This window comes from Streptomyces sp. SID14515 (assembly GCF_010548505.1).
In the GTDB taxonomy this organism is placed as follows: Bacteria; Actinomycetota; Actinomycetes; order Streptomycetales; family Streptomycetaceae; genus Streptomyces; species Streptomyces caviscabies.
In genome coordinates, this window is sequence record NZ_JAAGMH010000120.1 from 1 (window position 1) to 17,745 (window position 17,745).

The following is a 17,745-nucleotide window of genomic DNA, read 5'->3' on the forward strand; positions in this document are numbered from 1 at the left end:
CGTGTCGAGGCCGCCCGCCGCCCCGGCCCACAGCGCCCGCCCGCCGAAGCGCCCGGCGCCGCGCACCCGGAGCGGGAAGGGCTCGGTGCGGCGCGCGGCCCGCTCCAGGCGCGCCTCCAGTTCCGGCCGTACGTCCTCCGGCACCTCCCCGTAGAACGCCAGCGTGAAGTGCCAGCCCTCGGGTCCCGTCCAGCGCAGGCTCTCCGAGCCCGGCAGTGTGTGGAGCGGCGCCAGCGCCGCACGGAGTCCGGCCACGGCGGAGGCGGGCGGCAGGACGGCGGCGAAGAGGCGCTGGGCGGGCGGACGACCGGGATCGCGGCTGCTCATGCGCGCGAGTCTGGCAGGTCCGGGCGTGTCCGGGGCGCCGGGCCTATCGTTGTCCTACGCGGCTGCCCGCACGCCCGTGCGGCAGCGGGGAGGAGCGGCACGATGACCGTCGTAGACACCGACAGGATCGACATGGCCGACACCAGCGACGAGCGCACTCTGGACGAGATGTTCGAGTGGCTTGAGCCCACCCCCGAGGGATTCAAGGTTGAGATCGTCGAGGGGACCGTCCACATGTCGCCGCAGCGGGACACGCACTGGAAGATCATCCGCCGGATCGTGCGTGCTCTGGAAGACAGGTTCGGGATGGACGTGGGTGCGCTCTCGGACGTGCGCATCGACTTCGGCGAGGGCAACGGATTCGCCCCGGACGTAGTGAAGCTCTTCGACCAGGCCCGCAAAGACAGCCGTGGCCGCTGGCTGCCCGAGCACATCGAATTCGTGGGCGAGGTCATTTCCAAGGGCACAGCCGCAGCCGACTACGGGCCCAAGAAGGACGCCTACGCAGCGGCCGGTGTACCCGTCTTTCTCATCGTCGACCCGTACACGGGCCGCTGTTTCCTTCACTCGGAGCCGAAGGACGGCGGCTACCACAAGAAGCTGGTCGTCGACTTCGGTCTCGACGTCGACCTGACCGACACCTCCTTGAACATGGTCCTGAAGACCGACGCCTTCCCCCGCGACTGAACCCGCACCCCGGCAAGCACGCGAAAGGCGCCCTCCCCCGCTCCGGGGAAGGGCGCCTTTCGCATGGCTCACGCCGCCGTGGCCAGTTGCTCGCGCGGGACGAAGCGGACGTGCGGGCGGCCCGGGCGGAGGTCGACCTTCAGGCGGAGGCCGCCGACGCGGGCGAGGGCGAAGCCGACGGCCAGGGCGGCGATCACCGAGATCGCGCCGCCGGCCGCGAAGCCGACGCGGGCGCCGTACGTGTCGCTGATCCAGCCGACGATCGGGGCGCCCACCGGCGTACCCCCGGCGAAGACCATCATGTACAGGCTCATCACCCGGCCCCGCATCTCCGGGTCGGCGGCCATCTGGACGCTCGTGTTCGCGGTGATGTTCGTCGTCAGGCCGAGCATGCCGATCGGGACCAGCAGGATCGAGAACAGCCAGACCGACGGGGACAGCGAGGCGGCGATCTCCAGCAGCCCGAACGCCGTGCCCGCCGCCACCAGCATCCGCAGCCGCGAGGAGCGGCGGCGGGCCGAGAGGAGCGCGCCGGCCAGCGAACCGGCCGCCATCAGGATGTTGAAGAAGGAATACATGCCCGCGCCGCCGTCGAAGATCTCGTCGGCGAAGGCGGTCAGCCAGATCGGGAAGTTGAAGCCGAACGTGCCGACGAAGCCGACCAGGACGATCGGCCAGATCAGCTCGGGCCGGCCGCGTACGTACGTCAGGCCTTCCCGCAGCTGGCCCTTGGCGCGGGGCACGGTCACCGAGGCGTGCAGTTCGTTCGTCCGCATCATCAGCAGGCCGATGAGCGGGGCCAGGAAGGAGAGGCCGTTGAGCAGGAACGCCCAGCCGCTGCCGACCGTGGTGATCAGGACGCCCGCGACGGCGGGGCCGATGAGCCGGGCGGACTGGAAGTTCGCCGAGTTCAGGCTGACCGCGTTGCGCAGCTGCGCGGGGCCGACCATCTCGGAGACGAACGACTGGCGGGCCGGGTTGTCGACGACGGTCACCATGCCGAGGAGGAAGGCGACCAGATAGACGTGCCAGACCTCGACGACCCCGGAGAGGGTCAGGACGGCCAGCGCGATGCCGCACAGGCCGAGCATGGCCTGGCTGACGAGCAGGATCTGCCGCTTCGGGAGGCGGTCGGCGATGACGCCGCCGTACAGGCCGAAGAGCAGCATCGGAAGGAACTGGAGGGCCGTGGTGATGCCTACGGCCGTCGCGGAACCCGTCAGGCTCAGCACGAGCCAGTCCTGCGTGATGCGGGACATCCAGGTACCGGTGTTGGAGATCACGGCGCCCGTGGCGAACAGGCGGTAGTTACGGATCTTCAGCGACGAGAAGGTCCCGCCGGTCTTGCTCTCGTGGGTGGAAGTCGGTGCGGGGGCGGAGTCTGCTCCGGATCCCGTACTCAAAAGGGTTCGCCTCCTCGGGCGTCTGCGGCGTTCGGTCCGACGAGGACGCGACGACGGGCGCTCCGGCGGTGATCCGAGCCGTACCGGATGGCGTACTTCCGGTACGGCGGTGGGTCACCGTCGACGCGCCCGTGGGGTCACAGGTGGGCGAGCTTCTCCAACACGGGCGCGGCGGCCCGAAGCGTCTCCCACTCGTCCTCGTCCAGGCCCTCGGCGAGGTGGGACAGCCAGGCGTTCCGCTTGGTGCGGCTCTCCGCGAGCATGGCCTCGGCCTGCTCGGTCTGGCTGACCCTCTTCTGCCGACGGTCATCGGGGTGCGGTTCCAGCCTGACCAGCCCCTTCGCTTCCAGCAGCGCGACGATGCGGGTCATCGACGGGGGCTGCACATGCTCCTTGCGGGCCAGCTCACCGGGGGTGGCCGATCCGCAGCGGGCAAGGGTGCCGAGCACCGACATCTCGGTGGGGCTCAGCGACTCGTCGACACGCTGGTGCTTCAGGCGACGGCCCAGCAGCATCACGGCGGAGCGGAGGGAGCTCACGGCGGCGGCACTGTCGCCGTCGTGGATCAGGTCAGGCATGTTTGTTAGCGTAACTCATTACCCAACCTAAATACCACTCGCTTACACCTCCCGTGAATTCCGATCACCCGAACGAGTGAGTTGGAAGCGGAAAGTGACGCGAAGAGCGCTCCGGGGCGGCGACCCTGCTGGACATGGGATCGACAGTGCTCAGCCTGCGGATAGACGGTGAGCTGCTCGACCGGCTCCGGCAGCACGCCGCGAAACGCGGAATGAGCGTCCAGGACTATGTGGTCCGGACGCTCATTCGCGACGACTTCGACGAACGCTTCAAGGTGGCCGTCGAGGAGACGGAGAAGTTCTACGGCGACTCCAGGGAGAGCGTGACGCCCCCCGTGGACGCCAGGAGGGGCGTGACGCCACCGATCACGTGAGGCCGAGCGCCGGCATCGCGTAGTAGAAGACGAAGACCGCCGACACGACGTACATCGCGATCGGGACCTCACGGCCCCGGCCGGCCGCCAGGCGCAGCACGGAGAAGGCGACGAAGCCGATGCCGATGCCGTTGGTGATCGAGTACGTGAACGGCATCATCACCATCGCGAGGAACGCCGGGACCGCGAGCGTGTAGTCGCTCCAGTCGATGTCCCGCACCGATCCCGCGATGATCAGGAAGCCGACCGCCAGCAGGGCGGGAGTGGCCGCCTGCGACGGGACCATGGTCGCCAGCGGTGTGAGGAACAGCGCCACCGAGAAGAGCAGACCGGTCACCACGCTCGCCAGTCCGGTGCGGGCGCCCTCGCCGACGCCCGCGGTGGACTCCACGAAGCACGTGGTGGCGGAGGAGGAGCTCGCACCGCCCGCGGCGACCGCGATGCCGTCCACGAACAGCACCTTGTTGATGCCGGGGAAGTTGCCGTCCTGGTCCATCAGCTTCGCCTCGTCGCCGACGCCCAGAATGGTGCCCATCGCGTCGAAGAAGCAGGACAGCAGCACGGTGAAGACGAACAGGACGCCGGTCAGATAGCCGACCTTCCCGAAGCCGCCGAACAGGCTGACCTCACCGAGCAGCCCGAAGTCCGGCGCGGAGACCGGGTTGCCCGGCCACGACGGCGTCGTCAGCCCCCAGGCACCCTCGGGCAGGCCGGCCGCCGCGTCGATGACCACGGCGACGACCGTCATGGCGACGATCGAGATCAGGATCGCGCCGGGCACCTTGCGCACGATCAGCGCGAGCGTGAGCAGCGCGCCCAGGACGAAGACGAGAATCGGCCAGCCGGTGAGGTGGCCGTCGCCGCCGAGCTGGAGCGGCACGGTGGTGTGGGCGGCGTCCGGGATGCGCGAGACGAAGCCCGAGTCGACGAGGCCGATCAGCAGGATGAAGAGGCCGATTCCGATCGCGATGCCCTTGCGGAGCGAGCGCGGCACGGCGTTCATCACGCGTTCCCGCAGCCCCGTGGCGACCAGCAGCATCACCACGATGCCCGCGAGGACGACCATGCCCATCGCGTCCGGCCAGCTCATCCGGGGGGCGAGCTGGAGCGCGACGACGGTGTTGACGCCGAGGCCGGCGGCGAGCGCGATCGGCACATTGCCGATGACGCCCATCAGCAGCGTGGAGAACGCGGCGGACAGCACGGTGGCGGTGACCAGCTGCCCGTTGTCGAGCTGGTGGCCGTACATGTCCTTCGCGCTGCCCAGGATGATCGGGTTGAGCACGATGATGTACGCCATCGCGAAGAACGTGGCGAAGCCGCCGCGGAACTCGCGGGCGACGGTCGACCCCCGCTCGGAGATCCTGAAGAACCGGTCCAGGCTGCCCTGGGGCTGCGGAGCCGAGGGGGGCGGGGAGTCGACCGGAGCGGTGGCCGAGGGGGGCATGGGTGACCTCAGTCGTACGTAGGGGAGGCGGAGCAAAGGACGAAAGGTGATCGAATTTGGATGTTCAGACGAAGAATTCGAGCCAGCCGAAAGCAGATTCAGTATGAATACATCAAGCGAAGATCGCTATCTCCGCGCGTAGACCCTTGGGCCGACCGGCCCGCAACCCGCCGATCGGGTGGCCCCCACCTCGCCCCATACACTGAACCCATGGAGAAGTGGACACCGAAGCACGAGGCGCCCGAACCCCTGGAGGGCCCCGTCGTCGCCACCGTCGTCGGCGGCACGATCCTCTGGTTCGTCCTCTTCCTCGCCCAGCTCCCCTTCTACGGCTGGTTCGCCGACCGCGGCCACACCTGGTGGGTGTGGACCCCGCTGGCCGGCGCCGGACTGGGCCTGATCGGCATCTGGTACGTCCGCGGACGCGACGCCGCCCTCAAGCGGCACGCTGCCCGGGCCGAGGCCAAGGACGCCGCCGGGGCCGAGGCGGCGGACGAAGCGCTCGGCCGCTGAGCCGACCGGCCCGACCGGTCCGGACCGACCCCGACCGACCGCGACCGCCCCGGACCGGACCGCCCGACTCCGCTTCCGTACAACCACGGGACCGACTTGCTCCTCCCCTGGTCGGATCTTCGCCCCCCTCGGTGGGTGATTCGACGCGCACGCCCGTAACGTCGGACCCATGACGCAGCGGGCACTCGATTCCTCCGGGGAGCAGACCCCCGGACCCTCCCGGCCGGCCATGATCGACGCGGGGGCGGAACTCGATCCCGTGCACCCCGTCGACCTACCGCCACCGGCCCATCGACCGGACGGTCTGAGCACCGCCGAGGTCGCCGAACGGGTCGCGCGCGGTGAGGTCAACGACGTACCCGTACGCTCCTCGCGCTCGGTCACCGAGATCGTCCGGGCCAACGTCTTCACCCGGTTCAACCTGATCATCGGCGTGCTCTGGGTGATCATGCTGTTCGTCGCGCCGATCCAGGACAGCCTCTTCGGCTTCGTGATCGTCGCCAACACCGGCATCGGCATCATCCAGGAGTGGCGGGCCAAGAAGACCCTGGACAGCCTCGCGGTGATCGGCGAGGCCAAGCCGACCGTGCGGCGCGACGGGGTCGCCGCCGAGATCTCCACCTCCGAGATCGTCCTCGGCGACCTGGTCGAGCTGGGCCCCGGCGACAAGGTCGTCGTGGACGGCACGGTCGCCGAGGCCGACAGCCTGGAGATCGACGAGTCGCTGCTCACCGGCGAGGCCGACCCGGTGATCAAGCGGGCGGGCGACCCGGTGATGTCGGGCAGCTTCGTCGTCGCGGGCGGCGGCGCGTTCACCGCGACCAAGGTGGGCCGCGAGGCGTACGCCGCACAGCTCGCCGAGGAGGCCTCGCGCTTCACGCTGGTCCACTCGGAGCTGCGCAGCGGCATCAGCACGATCCTGAAGTACGTCACCTGGATGATGGTGCCGACGGCGATCGGGCTGATCATCAGCCAGCTGGTCGTGAAGGACAACAACTTCAAGGACTCGGTCGCACGGACCGTCGGCGGCATCGTCCCGATGATCCCCGAGGGCCTGGTCCTGCTGACCTCCGTCGCCTTCGCCATCGGCGTCGTCCGCCTGGGCCGCAAGCAGTGCCTGGTGCAGGAGCTGCCCGCCATCGAGGGCCTCGCCCGGGTCGACGTGGTCTGCCTGGACAAGACGGGCACGCTCACCGAGGGCGGCATGGACGTCACCGAGGTCCGGCCGCTGAACGGGAGCGACGAGGCGTACGTCCAGCAGGTGCTGCGGACGCTGGGCGCATCGGACCCGCGGCCCAACGCCAGCCTCCAGGCCATCATCGACGCGTACCCGCAGGGGGACGGAGCCGCCTGGACGGTCACCGACGCGATGCCGTTCTCCTCCGCCCGCAAGTACAGCGGCGCGGCGTTCACCGAGGCCGACGGAACGGCCTCCGCCTGGCTGCTCGGCGCCCCCGACGTCCTGCTGTCCGAGGGCGACGCGACCCTCACCGAGATCGAGCACCTCAACGAGCAGGGCCTGCGGGTGCTGCTGCTGGCCCGGGCGCAGGGCGAGCTGAACGAGCCCGGCGCGGCCGCCGGAGCCGCCCCCACCGCCCTGGTCGTCCTGGAGCAGCGGCTGCGGCCCGACGCGGGCGACACGCTCGCCTACTTCGCCGACCAGAACGTGGCCACCAAGGTCATCTCCGGCGACAACGCCGTCTCGGTCGGCGCGGTCGCCGGAAAGCTGGGCCTCGCGGGCGCCGAGAACACCCTGGACGCCCGCCGGCTGCCCGCCGACCCGGACGCGATGGCCACGGCCATGGAGCAGAACGCGGTCTTCGGCCGGGTCACCCCGCAGCAGAAGCGGGACATGGTGGCCGCCCTCCAGTCGCGCGGCCACACGGTCGCGATGACCGGCGACGGCGTCAACGACGTGCTGGCCCTCAAGGACGCCGACATCGGCGTCTCGATGGGTTCGGGCTCGGAGGCGACGCGTGCGGTGGCGCAGATCGTGCTGCTGAACAACAGCTTCGCGACGCTGCCCTCGGTGGTCGCCGAGGGCCGCCGGGTGATCGGCAACATCACCCGGGTCGCGACCCTCTTCCTCACCAAGACCGTCTATTCGGTGCTGCTGGCGATCCTGGTGGTCTGCACCCAGGTGGAGTATCCGTTCCTGCCGAGGCATCTGACCCTGCTGTCCACGCTGACCATCGGCGTCCCCGCGTTCTTCCTGGCGCTCGCGCCCAACAAGGAGCGCGCCCAGCCCCATTTCGTACGCCGCGTGATGCGGTACGCGATCCCGTCGGGCGTCATCGCGGCTTCGGCCACCTTCGCGACGTACCTGGTGGCGCGGCACCACTACAGCGGCGAGGGCGCGCTGGAGGCCGAGACGAGCGCGGCGACGCTGACGCTGTTCCTGGTCTCGATGTGGGTCCTGGCGATCATCGCCCGCCCGTACACCTGGTGGCGTATCGGCCTGGTGGCGGCGATGGGGCTCGGCTTCCTGATCGTGCTGGTGGTGCCGTGGCTCCAGGACTTCTTCGCGCTGAAGCTGGTGGGCACGACGATGCCGTGGACGGCGGTCGGCATCGCGGTGGCGGCGGCCGCGCTGCTGGAGTTCACCTGGCGCTGGGTGGGCCGGCGCTTCGGGATGTGAGGGGTACGGCGGAAGCCACCGGGAGGACGGTGGTCCTCCCGGGGGCTTCCGTGTGCCGTACCGCTGTGTCTACTTCACGTCGAGGAAGTCACCGGCGGCCGAGACGGCCGGGGTGCTCGGCGTGCCGGCGAAGCTGTAACGCCAGTAGCCGTCGGCCGAGGCCTTGACGGTGGTCTTCAGGGTGCCGGTGGAGCTGGTCTTGACGGTCTTGACCGTCGTGTAGCTCTTGGCGCCCTTCTTCTTGAACTGGAGCTTCACGGACTGCTTGCTGTAGCCCTTGTACGTGCCGGTGTCCCAGTTGGCGCGGGTCAGCTTGCCGGTGACCGTGATGGTCTTGCCCTTCTTCACGGGCTCCGGGGAGGCGTTCACGGTCAGCTTGGAGAAGCGCTGGACGCGGACCTTGGAGACCGCGTCGCGCTCCGCCTCGTCACCGTCGTTGGCCAGGGCCCCCGCACCGACGCGCCACCAGGTCGCGTCCGAGTTGATCATGAAACCCGGTTCGAGGGTGATGGTGCCCTTGCAGGTCGAGGTGGTCGCGTTGACCGCCTTGCACGACATCGACTTCTCGTTCGGGCCGAAGCCGAAGCTGTCCTCGTCGTCCACGGACGAACCGATCCAGATGAACGCGGCGGCGACGTCGATGCCGGAGTCGTCGGTGGCCGTCACGGTGTAGGGCACCGTGACCTTCGACTTGGTGCCGACGACGATCGGCTTGCCGCCGTTGACGACCGCCGAGGTGATCTTGGCGTTGCCGGCCTGCGTGGCGGCGAACGCGCGCTTCGACTTCTCCCCGGCCGAGGGCTGGGTGGCGGTGAAGCCGCGGTCCAGGCTCCACGAACGGCCGTCATCGGCCTGCGCGGCCGGTACTGCGAAAGCGGAAAGGGCCAGGGCGCCGGAAACGGCTGCCACGGTGGCGCGAATACGCATGTGTCCCCAAGTGGAGAAGGGGTTCCGGGGCGCGCTTGCGTCGTCAGCCCGGCGGAACCCATCTGGTCCATGAGCCTCTTGGCTCACTGGAACAGACAGGCGAACCAGGTGAACGGTTGTGCGACTCTGTGACTTTTCTGTGAAGCCGCAGTTCACGTCTTACGGCGGATCAGTCGAACCAGCGGTCCCGGGCCAGCTCCTGCGTCCGGGACGGGTCCTCCAGCAGGGCCGCGACCTCGAAGCGGCGGGGCCACTGGCCCGCCGCCCAGGCGAGACCGGCCGCAACGCCCTCCAGCGTCGCGGCGTGGACGACCCCGTCCGGGGTGCGGCGCCAGTCCAGTTCGACGCCGCCCGCGCGGAGTTCGGGGTGCTCGATGTACGTGTCCGGGGTGCCGGCGCCGAGCAGGACGCGGACCGCATCCGGTACGCGGTGCTCCTCGCCCTCGCTCGTGACGCCCGCCTCGATCGTCTCGCCGAGCCTCCGCACCTGGAGCAGATCGGCCAGATCGGCGGCGCGCGAAGGGGCTACCGGAAGCAGGGGCAGCCCCGCCGCCAGCGGCAGCACGTCCGGGGCGTCCGCGATCACCGCGTCCGCCGCGTCGACCACCGTCGCCTCCCCGTCCACCACCGCGCGCAGCTCGTCCGGCAACGTCACCTGGTCCGGGTCGAGTTCAGCGAGGGCCGTGTAGAGGGCGTGCAGCTGTACGGGGGTGACGGGGCGGTCCTCGTCGGCGAGCCGGCCCAGCAGTTCGGCCGCGCCGCCCGGCTCATCCAGGAGCGCGGCCACCGAGGTGCGCACCCCGAGGGCCCGCAGCACCTCGGTGTCGTCGAAGCCGGTGGCGTCCACCGCGTCGTAGAGCCCGGCCAGCCGGGGGTCGCCGCCCGCGGCGCGCAGTCCGGCGGGACGGCGGCCGTCCAGCACCGGGTGGTCGCGCAGCCACCACGCGGTGTACGGGCGCACGGACTGCGTCGTCCCGTCCGGCAGCAGCACCCGCACCGGCTGCGTCAGCGCGTCGCGCAGCGGCGGCCGGGCCAGCAGGGCGAGCGCCTGCGGCCAGGCGTCGTCGTCGACCAGGTCGAGATCCCGTACGGCGACGATCTCGGTGGCGACGGGCGGTACGGGGGTCTCGGGCAGCTGGTCGAGGAGGTCTTCACACCAGACGTCGACGGCGTCCAGCAGCCCGGCGTCGTCGGGCTCGGCGAAGTCGCTGTCGCGGGGCTCCAGTTCGTCCGGGTCCAGGACGACATCGGTGGCCCGGACGAGCGCGAAGGTGGCGAGCACCCCGCAGGCGGTGAGCGGGCCTTCTCCCCAGCGGTCGGCCAACTCCTGGTCGACGAGCGCGAGTTCCCCTTCCCGCATGACCTGAGCGAACGGGCTTGCGGGGAGGACGAGTTCACCGGCGGGGGCGGGCTCGCCCTCCTCGTCGGGGAGGGCGAGCGCACCGAGCCACGGCTCGTCGCCGGGGGCCAGCTCGGCGTCCCGGACGAGGGTGAGCACGGTCTCGGCCAGCTCGTCGCCGTCGAGCGCGTCCTCGTCCCAGATCTCCCCCGCGTCCAGCGAACCGGCGACGGCCGCCCGTACCTGCGGGGTGGTCAGCACGGCGCGGGGCGTGGCGGGCAGGGCGCCGAGCTTCTCCAGCAGCGGGTGCGCGGCGTCCGGGTGGGCGACCTTCAGACCGAGCCGGGCGAGCCGGGCGAGGACGGGGCCGGTGAGGGCGTCCGGGAGGGGCAGCAGGATCTGGCGGGGGCCGATGGTGGTGCGCGGAGGGCGGCCCGCCTGCTCGTCCTCCGGGTCACCGGCGAGCGGGACCGGCAGGCCGGTGAGCCGGTCGGGGTCGGTGCCCGCGAGGCTGTCGTAGAGCCGGTACCACCAGGCGGGGTCGCGCTCCAGACCGGCGAGCCGGTCGATGGCCTCGGTCAGCGGGACCCGGGCGACGCCGAGGGTACGCAGTTCGGTGCGGCGCTCAAGACCGGCGGGCAGCAGACAGGGCAGCACCTCGGCGAGCACCCGTACGGTCCCGGCCCCGACGCCCTCGACGACCTCGGCCTCGACGGGCCGCAGGGCGGAGGTGCTCTCCGTACGGTCCCGGTCCTGTTCCCGGTCCCAGTCGTCCGTCCAGCCGTTCTCCGCCTCGGGGTCCCGGGGCGCGGCGGGCTCCAGGAACGCGACGCGCGGCAGCCGGGCCAGGATCGCGCCGCGCAGGGCCCCGTCCAGCGCGCCCTTGCCCAGCTGGCCCGGCACCAGGTCGATGGTCCCGGTCGACACCGGCCGCCAGCCGCCCAGCAGCTCCGCGTACGCGTCGGCCGCCCGCTCCACCAGGAAGTCGGTCAGCGGCCCCGGCGCGGGGTGCCTGCGGGCGGTGTCCAGCGGGAGGGAGGCGATGAGCAGGGCGGGGATGCCGAGCGGTTCGTCGGTGGGCGTCGGCGCGTGCACGACCGGTGCCGTACGCGGGTGGAGCGGGGCGCCGGACTCGTCGACCGGCACCGCCCAGGTCACCGACCAGTGCGGGCGAAGCCGCTCCTCGACCGGGCGGTCGGCGAGCAGGGCGGGCTCGATCGGCCCGTGGCGCAGGACGGTACGCCAGCGGTTCAGGCCGCGCGCGGAGTCGTCGACGTGCGTGTACGGGCCGTGCTGCGACCGGCTCAGGGTCCGCGTGCCGTCCGGGGTCTCGATGACGACCTCGTCCAGGCCGGGCAGGGTGAGCAGCAGCGCGTCGTCCACGGCGGCCAGCAGCCGGGCCACCAGGTCCTCGGCGGTGCCGTCGCGCAGCGGCAGCACGACGACGGTGTCGTACCCCTCGGGCGCGGAGCCCTCGGCGGGCAGCGGCAGGCGCAGCAGCGGTACGTGTCCGTCGCGGCGGCGCAGCTCGTCCCCGAGGCCGGGGGAGCCGACGGCCGCCTGGCGGGCCAGCTCGCGGGCCTCGGCCAGGGACCAGCGGACACCGCCGTGCCGGCCGAGCACCGCGGGTTCGTCGCTGACCGCGAGGACGGCGGCGAACCCGACGCCGAAGCGGCCCACCGCGGACTCGTGGCCCTCACGCTTGGCGGAGGCCCGCAGGGTGGACAGGGACTCCACGCCGGTGGCGTCGAGCGGCGCGCCGGTGTTCGCGGCGGCCAGCACGCAGCGGCCGTCCGGGTCGCCGGGGGCGGCGGGGTGCAGGGTGAGGCGGAGCCGGCCGGGGGTCTGGGCGCGGGCGGCGGCGTCGGCGGCGTTCTGGGCCAGCTCGACGACGAGGCGGTCGCGGTAGCCGCCGAGCGCGAGGTCCTCCTCGGCGTTGGCGTCCTCCCGGAAGCGGGCGGGCCCGGCGCCCCACGCGTCGAGCACGCCGCGCCGCAGCCGTGCCGTCCCGAACGGATCGGCCCCCTCGGTCGCCTTCATGCTCACGCTCTCGACTCCGTCCGGTGTGTCGGTCGGGCGCGCGGATGCCCGTGCCGCCCAGTGTGCGCCCGAAGGTACCGCGCCCGCCGCCCCGGCGTCCCAGCCGCCCAAGCCCGTCCGGCGTTTGAGGACGGAACCGTCGACGTGGTGTCCGGTGCCACCGCAGGGCCCTGCGCCCCAGGTGCCTGTTCAGATGACCGCTGCCCAGGCCAAGGGTTCCGTCCTCAATCGCCGGACGGGCTCGGGTTGCCCTACTCAGCCTGTCCGGCGATTGAGGACGGAACCGTGGCTGTGGTCCGGGGTGCGGCTTCCAGGGCCTGGGCTCCCGGGGCCCCGTTCTGCCGACCGCTCACCCGAGCAAGGGTTCCGTCCTCAAACGCCGGACGGGCTGGATAGGGCCCCGGACAAGCTCGGTGTGGGGAAATCAAGCCCGTCCGGCGATTGAGGACAGCGGATGCGCGCGGGCGCTCAGGAGTGGCCCAGGTCCTCCGACGCCCCGTCCGCCTCGGCGGGCACGGAGCCCTCCCCCCGCTCGGACCGCAGCGAATACGCGTCCACCCGCATCGTGTCCATCGCATGCGGCGCAGGCTTCGGCGGCGTCGGCATCACCGCGGCCTCCGAATGCCCACCGCACCCGTACGCCAGCGACACCACATGCCCGTCCGCCGGACCGAACTCGTTCGCGCACACCCCGAAGGCCTGCTTCAGCGAGCCCGCCATCGGGATCAGGAACGCACAGCTGACACACGTCGCCGGGGCCGCCTGGGCCATCGGCGTCTTCGGGCCGAACTCCTCGTCCCAGCGGTCCGCCGCCGCGTACAGCCCGTACCGCGACAGCACCCGCGCCCGGCGCGTACCCAGCTCCTCCGCGACCGCGGCGATGGACCCGCGGCTGGTCGCGGCCACCGGCCGGTCGGTCAGCTCCGCGTCCTCCGAGTCGACCAGTTCCGCCAGCTCCTCGGAGACCGCGGAGTTCGGCGGCGGCTCGTCCTCGCCGGTCCAGCCCGGCTCCAGCCGCAGGTCCTCCGCCTCGGTGGGCAGCAGATCGCCGGGGCCCATGTCGCCGGGGCGCAGCCGCTCGCTCCACGGCACCCACTCCGGCGCCAGGAGCGCGTCGGCCCCTGGCAGCAGCACCGTTTCGTCCAGGGTGACGTTCTTCGCGCGGGAGGCCCGCGCCACCGTCACCGCCCAGCGCCAGCCCCGGTAGCCGGGCTCCTTCGCCTCGAAGTAGTGCGTGACGACCCGGTCCCCCTCGGAGACCACGCCGATGTGCTCACCGACCACACCGGGCGCGGCGGCCTCCTCGGCGGCCGCGCGCGCGAGGTCCACCGCCTCGGCACACAGGCGGTCGGGAACGGGGGTCCGGGCCGTACGGCTTCGCGTCGTCGTCGCAGCACTCACAGGTCTTCGCTTCTCTCCATACGCCAGTCTCACGAGCGCGCCAGCTGCTGCACGATTGCCGTTTCGGCCAGACAAGTGCGGGCGGAGCGGACCTGGGGGCCGCGTCGACGTCCACACCCGTTGTGCCTGCCTCGGGCGCGCCTTCTGCCACCCATTCTGCGGGATCGCCGAGAGGCGCGCGGCCAAGAACAACCGCCGGTGGCGCGTTACGCACGCTACCCTCTCCGCCGCCCTGCGCCCACCTGCCCGTCCCAAACGTGCCGTATCCGTTCCCGCCGATGCCGGTCCGAAGCCGACCAGGAGCGGCGGCGGGAGCGGCGGGAGGAGCACAGGAGGAACGGCGGCCTCCGACGCCGACAGCGCGTCCAACAGGGCGTCACACGCGCGTCCGCACCCGATCACCGTTCATACCGGCCAGGGTTGGGGCACTATGACGGGGTGACTGCCGCCAGGTCGCACGACGGTCCCGGCCCGCTCCGCAGGGCGGGACGGGCGACGGGCCGTGCCCTGCGCGCCCCGTTCACCGGCACGGCGCGCGGTATCCGCAAGGCCACGCACGCCCACGGAGCGGGCGAATCCGGCCTCGGCAAACTGATCGAGCTGCACGCGGTGAACGGCGCGGGCGACGTCATGATCACGGTCGCGCTCGCCTCCACGGTCTTCTTCTCGGTGCCGACGGACGAGGCACGCGGCCGGGTGGCCCTCTACCTCGCCATCACCATGGCCCCCTTCACCCTGCTCGCCCCGGTGATCGGCCCGCTCCTGGACCGGCTGCCGCACGGCCGCCGCGCCGCGATGGCGGGCGCGATGCTGGCCCGTGCGCTGCTGGCGATCACCATGTCGGGCGCGGTCGCCACGGGAGGCCTGGAGCTGTATCCGGCCGCTCTGGGCGTCCTGGTCTCGTCGAAGGCGTACGGCGTGGTGCGCAGCGCGGTCGTGCCACGCCTGCTGCCACCGAAGTTTTCCCTGGTGAAAGCCAATTCCCGGGTCACCCTGGCCGGGCTGCTGGCCACCGGTGTGGCGGCCCCGATCGGGGCCGGCCTCCAGTCCATCGGCTCCCCCTGGCCGCTCTACGGCGCCTGCGCGATCTTCGTCGCGGGCACCTTCCTCGCGTTCACCCTGCCGCCCAAGGTCGACTCCGCGAAGGGCGAGCGCCGGGCGCGGCTGATCGACCCGCACCACGGCGAGGAGTCCGTACCGCGCCCGGCCCCCGGCAAGGGCAGCACCCGGGCGGGCCTCCGCAGGGGCGGCAACGGGGAGAAACCGGCCAAGGAGCGGCCGCCGGGCCTGCGGTCCGTCGGCGGGTCCGTCCTGCACGGGCTCCAGGCCAACGCCGCGCACCGGGCCCTCTCCGGCTTCCTCATCTTCTTCCTGGCGTTCCTGCTCCGCGAGCACCCGCTGGCCGGACAGAGCGCGGCGGTCTCGCTCGGCATCGTCGGCGTGGCGGCGGGGGTCGGCAACGCCTGCGGTACGGCGGTGGGCTCCTGGCTCCGGGCGCGCGGCCCCGAGGTGATCATCGCGACGGTGCTGGGGCTCGCACTCGGCGTGGCGGTCCTGGCCGCGGTGTTCTTCTCCACCGTTCTGGTCGCCGCGCTCGGCGCGGTCGCCGGGTTCACCCAGGCCCTCTCCAAGCTGTCGCTCGACGCGATGATCCAGCGGGACGTGCCCGAGGAGGTCCGCACCTCCGCGTTCGCCCGGTCCGAGACATTGCTCCAGATGGCGTGGGTGGTCGGCGGCGGCATCGGCATCGCCCTGCCGCTCAACGCGGTGGTCGGCATGTCGGTCGCCGCGGGCATTCTCGCGCTCGGCGCGGCCACGTCCGTACGGGGTCTCCTGGGGGCCGCACGGCGCGGCACGCCGCACCCCCGCGTCGCGTGAGCGGAGGCGACCGATAGCCTTCGGCCCATGACCGTTGCGTTCTTCTCCGGTAAGGGCCGTCGAATCGGCGTCGCTCTTGGTGCCGTGTCCGCGGGACTCCTTGTCCTGTCCGCCTGCGACAAGCCGACGCCGCTCGCCACCGTGACGGTCGGCAGTGACTCGGTGAACACCGAGGCCGCCTGCTACAACGACGGCGATGCGATCAAGGAGTCCCTGATCCAGGGCTGCCTGAACAAGAAGGCCGACAAGACCATCAAGGTCTCCATGGACGACCAGGTCCGCTTCGGCGTCGACCCGGAGATCGCCGAGAACGGCTGGACGCTCTTCATCAACGGCCAGCAGGCCGAGCAGGAGCCGTTCAAGAAGACCTACCGGACGATCCCCGGCAACGCCTTCTTCGCCAGCCAGACGGGCCAGCCGGCCGACAAGACGAACATCTCCATCGTGGAGACCAAGGGCAAGAAGCTCACGGGCATCTGGCAGTTCGAGTTCAAGAAGGACTGACCCGGCCGCCCGAAGAGCACTCCCCCTGTTCTTCCCCCGTCGCCCTTCCCCGTCCTCGACCCGAGGCTGAATCCGTGCGTGTGCTCGTCGTGACCGCTGTCCCGGTGGAACGGGACGCGGTCACGCGTGCGTTCGGGGGTACGCCGGAGACCGTGGCGCTGCCGGGGGCCGAACTGCACCGCATCGGGGCGTTCGACGTCCTGGCGGGCGGTGCGGGCCCGGCCGCCGCCGCCGCGGCCACCGCCTTCGCGCTGGCGGCGTCCGGTGCGCGGTCGCCGGGCGCGGCGGCCCCCGGACCGTCGGCCCCCGCACCGTACGGTCTCGTCGTCTCGGCCGGGATCGGCGGCGCGTTCACCCCGCTGACCCCGCTCGGCTCGCTGGTCGTGGCGAGCGACATCGTCGCCGCCGATCTGGGCGCCGACACGCCCGACGGCTTCCTGCCGGTCACCGCGCTCGGCTTCGGCCGCGACCGCTTCGCTCCGCCGCCCGCCCTCGTCCGCGAGGTGGCGGCCGCCGCGGGCGCCACCGCCGGACCCGTCCTCACCGTCTCCACCGTGACCGGCACCGCCGAACGCGCCGCCGGCCTGCTCGCCGCGCACCCGGGGGCGCTGGCCGAGGCGATGGAGGGCTTCGGGGTCGCGGAGGCCGCGGCCCGGGCCGATGTGCCCGTCATGGAACTGCGGGCCGTCTCGAACGCCGTCGGCCCCCGCGACCGCGACGCCTGGCGCATCGGCGACGCGCTGGCGGCGCTCACGGACGCGTTCGGGAAGACGGCACCCGTACTGGAAGGTTGGAACCGGCATGACCACTGAAGCGAACCCGGACCCGGCCGACGAAGCGATCGAGATCGCCTTCTCGCCCTGCCCCAACGACACCTTCGTCTTCGACGCCTGGGTGCACGGCAGGGTCCCCGGCGCGCCCGCGCCGGCCGTGACCTTCGCCGACATCGACATCACCAACGGCATGGCCGAGCGCGGCGAGCTGGACGTCCTGAAGGTCTCCTACGCCGTGCTGCCGTGGGTCCTCGACGACTACGCGCTGCTGCCGTGCGGCGGGGCGCTGGGCCGGGGCTGCGGTCCGCTGGTGCTCACCAAGGAGCTGGGCCTCGACCTGACCGGCCGGACCGTCGCCGTGCCGAGCGAGCGCTCGACGGCGTACCTGCTGTTCCGGCTCTGGGCGGCGGAGATGGTGCCGGGCGGCGTCGGCGAGGTCGTCGTGATGCCGTTCGACGAGATCATGCCCGCCGTGCGGGACGGCAAGGTGGACGCCGGTCTGGTCATCCACGAGGCCCGTTTCACGTACCGGAACTTCGGTCTGCACAACCTCGCCGACATGGGCCGGCACTGGGAGGACACCACGGGCCTCCCGATCCCCCTCGGCGCGATCATCGCCAGGCGCTCGCTCGGCGAGGAGACCCTGCGCCGGCTGGCCGACACGATCCGCAGCTCGGTCCGGCTGGCCTGGGACCACCCGGAGGTCTCCCGGCCGTACGTCCTGGAGCACGCCCAGGAGATGGACCCGGCCGTCGCGGACCAGCACATCGGGCTGTACGTGAACGAGTTCACCGCCGACCTCGGCGAGGACGGCTACGCGGCGATCCGCGGCCTGCTGACCCGCGCGGCGGCCGAGGGGCTCGTACCGCCCCTCGGCCCGGACGCGCTGGCCTTTCCCTGAGATCCGCCGCGCGTC

Annotated in this window: 15 protein-coding genes; 8 read left to right on the forward strand and 7 right to left on the reverse strand. The window is 72.0% G+C overall.

All coding sequences use genetic code 11. The annotated features are described in order from the left end of the window. On the reverse strand, positions 1-327 hold a 327-nt coding region (locus G3I54_RS27760; protein WP_203687276.1), incomplete at its 3' end, for a 2'-5' RNA ligase family protein. Positions 328-429: 102 nt separating this feature from the next. On the opposite strand from G3I54_RS27760, the gene G3I54_RS27765 reads away from it, so the two are divergent. Beyond that, positions 430-1,014: a Uma2 family endonuclease gene (locus G3I54_RS27765; protein ID WP_164618291.1), complete on the forward strand. Its 585-nt coding sequence runs from the start codon at positions 430-432 to the stop codon at positions 1,012-1,014. 68 nt (positions 1,015-1,082) lie between these two features. On the opposite strand, the gene G3I54_RS27770 is transcribed toward G3I54_RS27765, so the two are convergent. Both G3I54_RS27770 and G3I54_RS27775 read right to left on the reverse strand, forming a co-directional pair. Next, positions 1,083-2,417, reverse strand: a complete 1,335-nt coding sequence (locus G3I54_RS27770; RefSeq protein WP_164618293.1) for an MFS transporter — start codon at positions 2,415-2,417, stop codon at positions 1,083-1,085. Positions 2,418-2,554: 137 nt separating this feature from the next. Continuing rightward, on the reverse strand, positions 2,555-2,995 hold the full coding sequence (locus G3I54_RS27775; protein ID WP_007452526.1) for a MarR family transcriptional regulator: 441 nt from the start codon (positions 2,993-2,995) through the stop codon (positions 2,555-2,557). A gap of 134 nt (positions 2,996-3,129) precedes the next feature. On the opposite strand from G3I54_RS27775, the gene G3I54_RS27780 reads away from it, so the two are divergent. Further along, positions 3,130-3,369 carry a hypothetical protein gene (locus G3I54_RS27780; RefSeq protein WP_164618295.1) on the forward strand — a complete coding sequence of 80 codons (240 nt, stop codon included), beginning with the start codon at positions 3,130-3,132 and terminating at the stop codon, positions 3,367-3,369. On the opposite strand, the gene G3I54_RS27785 is transcribed toward G3I54_RS27780, so the two are convergent. Then, a complete protein-coding gene (locus tag G3I54_RS27785) occupies positions 3,362-4,816 on the reverse strand; it encodes an NCS2 family permease (RefSeq protein WP_164618297.1) in 1,455 nt (484 codons plus the stop codon). The two genes, G3I54_RS27780 and G3I54_RS27785, sit on opposite strands and share 8 nt — an antisense overlap. Before the next feature lie 210 nt (positions 4,817-5,026). On the opposite strand from G3I54_RS27785, the gene G3I54_RS27790 reads away from it, so the two are divergent. Then, complete coding sequence (locus tag G3I54_RS27790; protein WP_137235310.1) at positions 5,027-5,329, forward strand: DUF2530 domain-containing protein; 303 nt, start codon at positions 5,027-5,029, stop codon at positions 5,327-5,329. A 169-nt stretch (positions 5,330-5,498) separates the two neighbouring features. After that, positions 5,499-7,967 carry an HAD-IC family P-type ATPase gene (locus G3I54_RS27795; RefSeq protein WP_164618299.1) on the forward strand — a complete coding sequence of 823 codons (2,469 nt, stop codon included), beginning with the start codon at positions 5,499-5,501 and terminating at the stop codon, positions 7,965-7,967. 69 nt (positions 7,968-8,036) lie between these two features. On the opposite strand, the gene G3I54_RS27800 is transcribed toward G3I54_RS27795, so the two are convergent. The 3 genes from G3I54_RS27800 to G3I54_RS27810 all read right to left on the reverse strand — a co-directional run bounded on the left by G3I54_RS27800 (position 8,037) and on the right by G3I54_RS27810 (position 13,674). Next, positions 8,037-8,894, reverse strand: a complete 858-nt coding sequence (locus G3I54_RS27800; RefSeq protein WP_164618301.1) for a calcium-binding protein — start codon at positions 8,892-8,894, stop codon at positions 8,037-8,039. A 169-nt stretch (positions 8,895-9,063) separates the two neighbouring features. Next, complete coding sequence (locus G3I54_RS27805) at positions 9,064-12,273, reverse strand: molecular chaperone Hsp90 (protein ID WP_164618553.1); 3,210 nt, start codon at positions 12,271-12,273, stop codon at positions 9,064-9,066. Positions 12,274-12,741: 468 nt separating this feature from the next. Then, positions 12,742-13,674, reverse strand: a complete 933-nt coding sequence (locus G3I54_RS27810; protein WP_343240440.1) for a DUF3027 domain-containing protein — start codon at positions 13,672-13,674, stop codon at positions 12,742-12,744. A gap of 438 nt (positions 13,675-14,112) precedes the next feature. On the opposite strand from G3I54_RS27810, the gene G3I54_RS27815 reads away from it, so the two are divergent. The 4 genes from G3I54_RS27815 (at position 14,113) to G3I54_RS27830 (ending at position 17,730) form a co-directional block, all read left to right on the forward strand. After that, the gene (locus tag G3I54_RS27815; protein ID WP_164618303.1) at positions 14,113-15,552 is read left to right on the forward strand and encodes an MFS transporter; all 1,440 of its coding nucleotides are present in this window, start codon (positions 14,113-14,115) and stop codon (positions 15,550-15,552) included. A gap of 27 nt (positions 15,553-15,579) precedes the next feature. Then, a complete protein-coding gene (locus tag G3I54_RS27820) occupies positions 15,580-16,056 on the forward strand; it encodes a DUF2771 domain-containing protein (protein WP_103507978.1) in 477 nt (158 codons plus the stop codon). Between the two features lie 74 nt (positions 16,057-16,130). After that, positions 16,131-16,868, forward strand: a complete 738-nt coding sequence (locus G3I54_RS27825) for a futalosine hydrolase (RefSeq protein ID WP_164618306.1) — start codon at positions 16,131-16,133, stop codon at positions 16,866-16,868. Beyond that, a complete protein-coding gene (locus tag G3I54_RS27830; RefSeq protein WP_164618308.1) occupies positions 16,858-17,730 on the forward strand; it encodes a 1,4-dihydroxy-6-naphthoate synthase in 873 nt (290 codons plus the stop codon). The genes G3I54_RS27825 and G3I54_RS27830 overlap by 11 nt, the downstream gene beginning before the upstream one ends. The last annotated feature ends 15 nt before the right edge of the window (positions 17,731-17,745 follow it).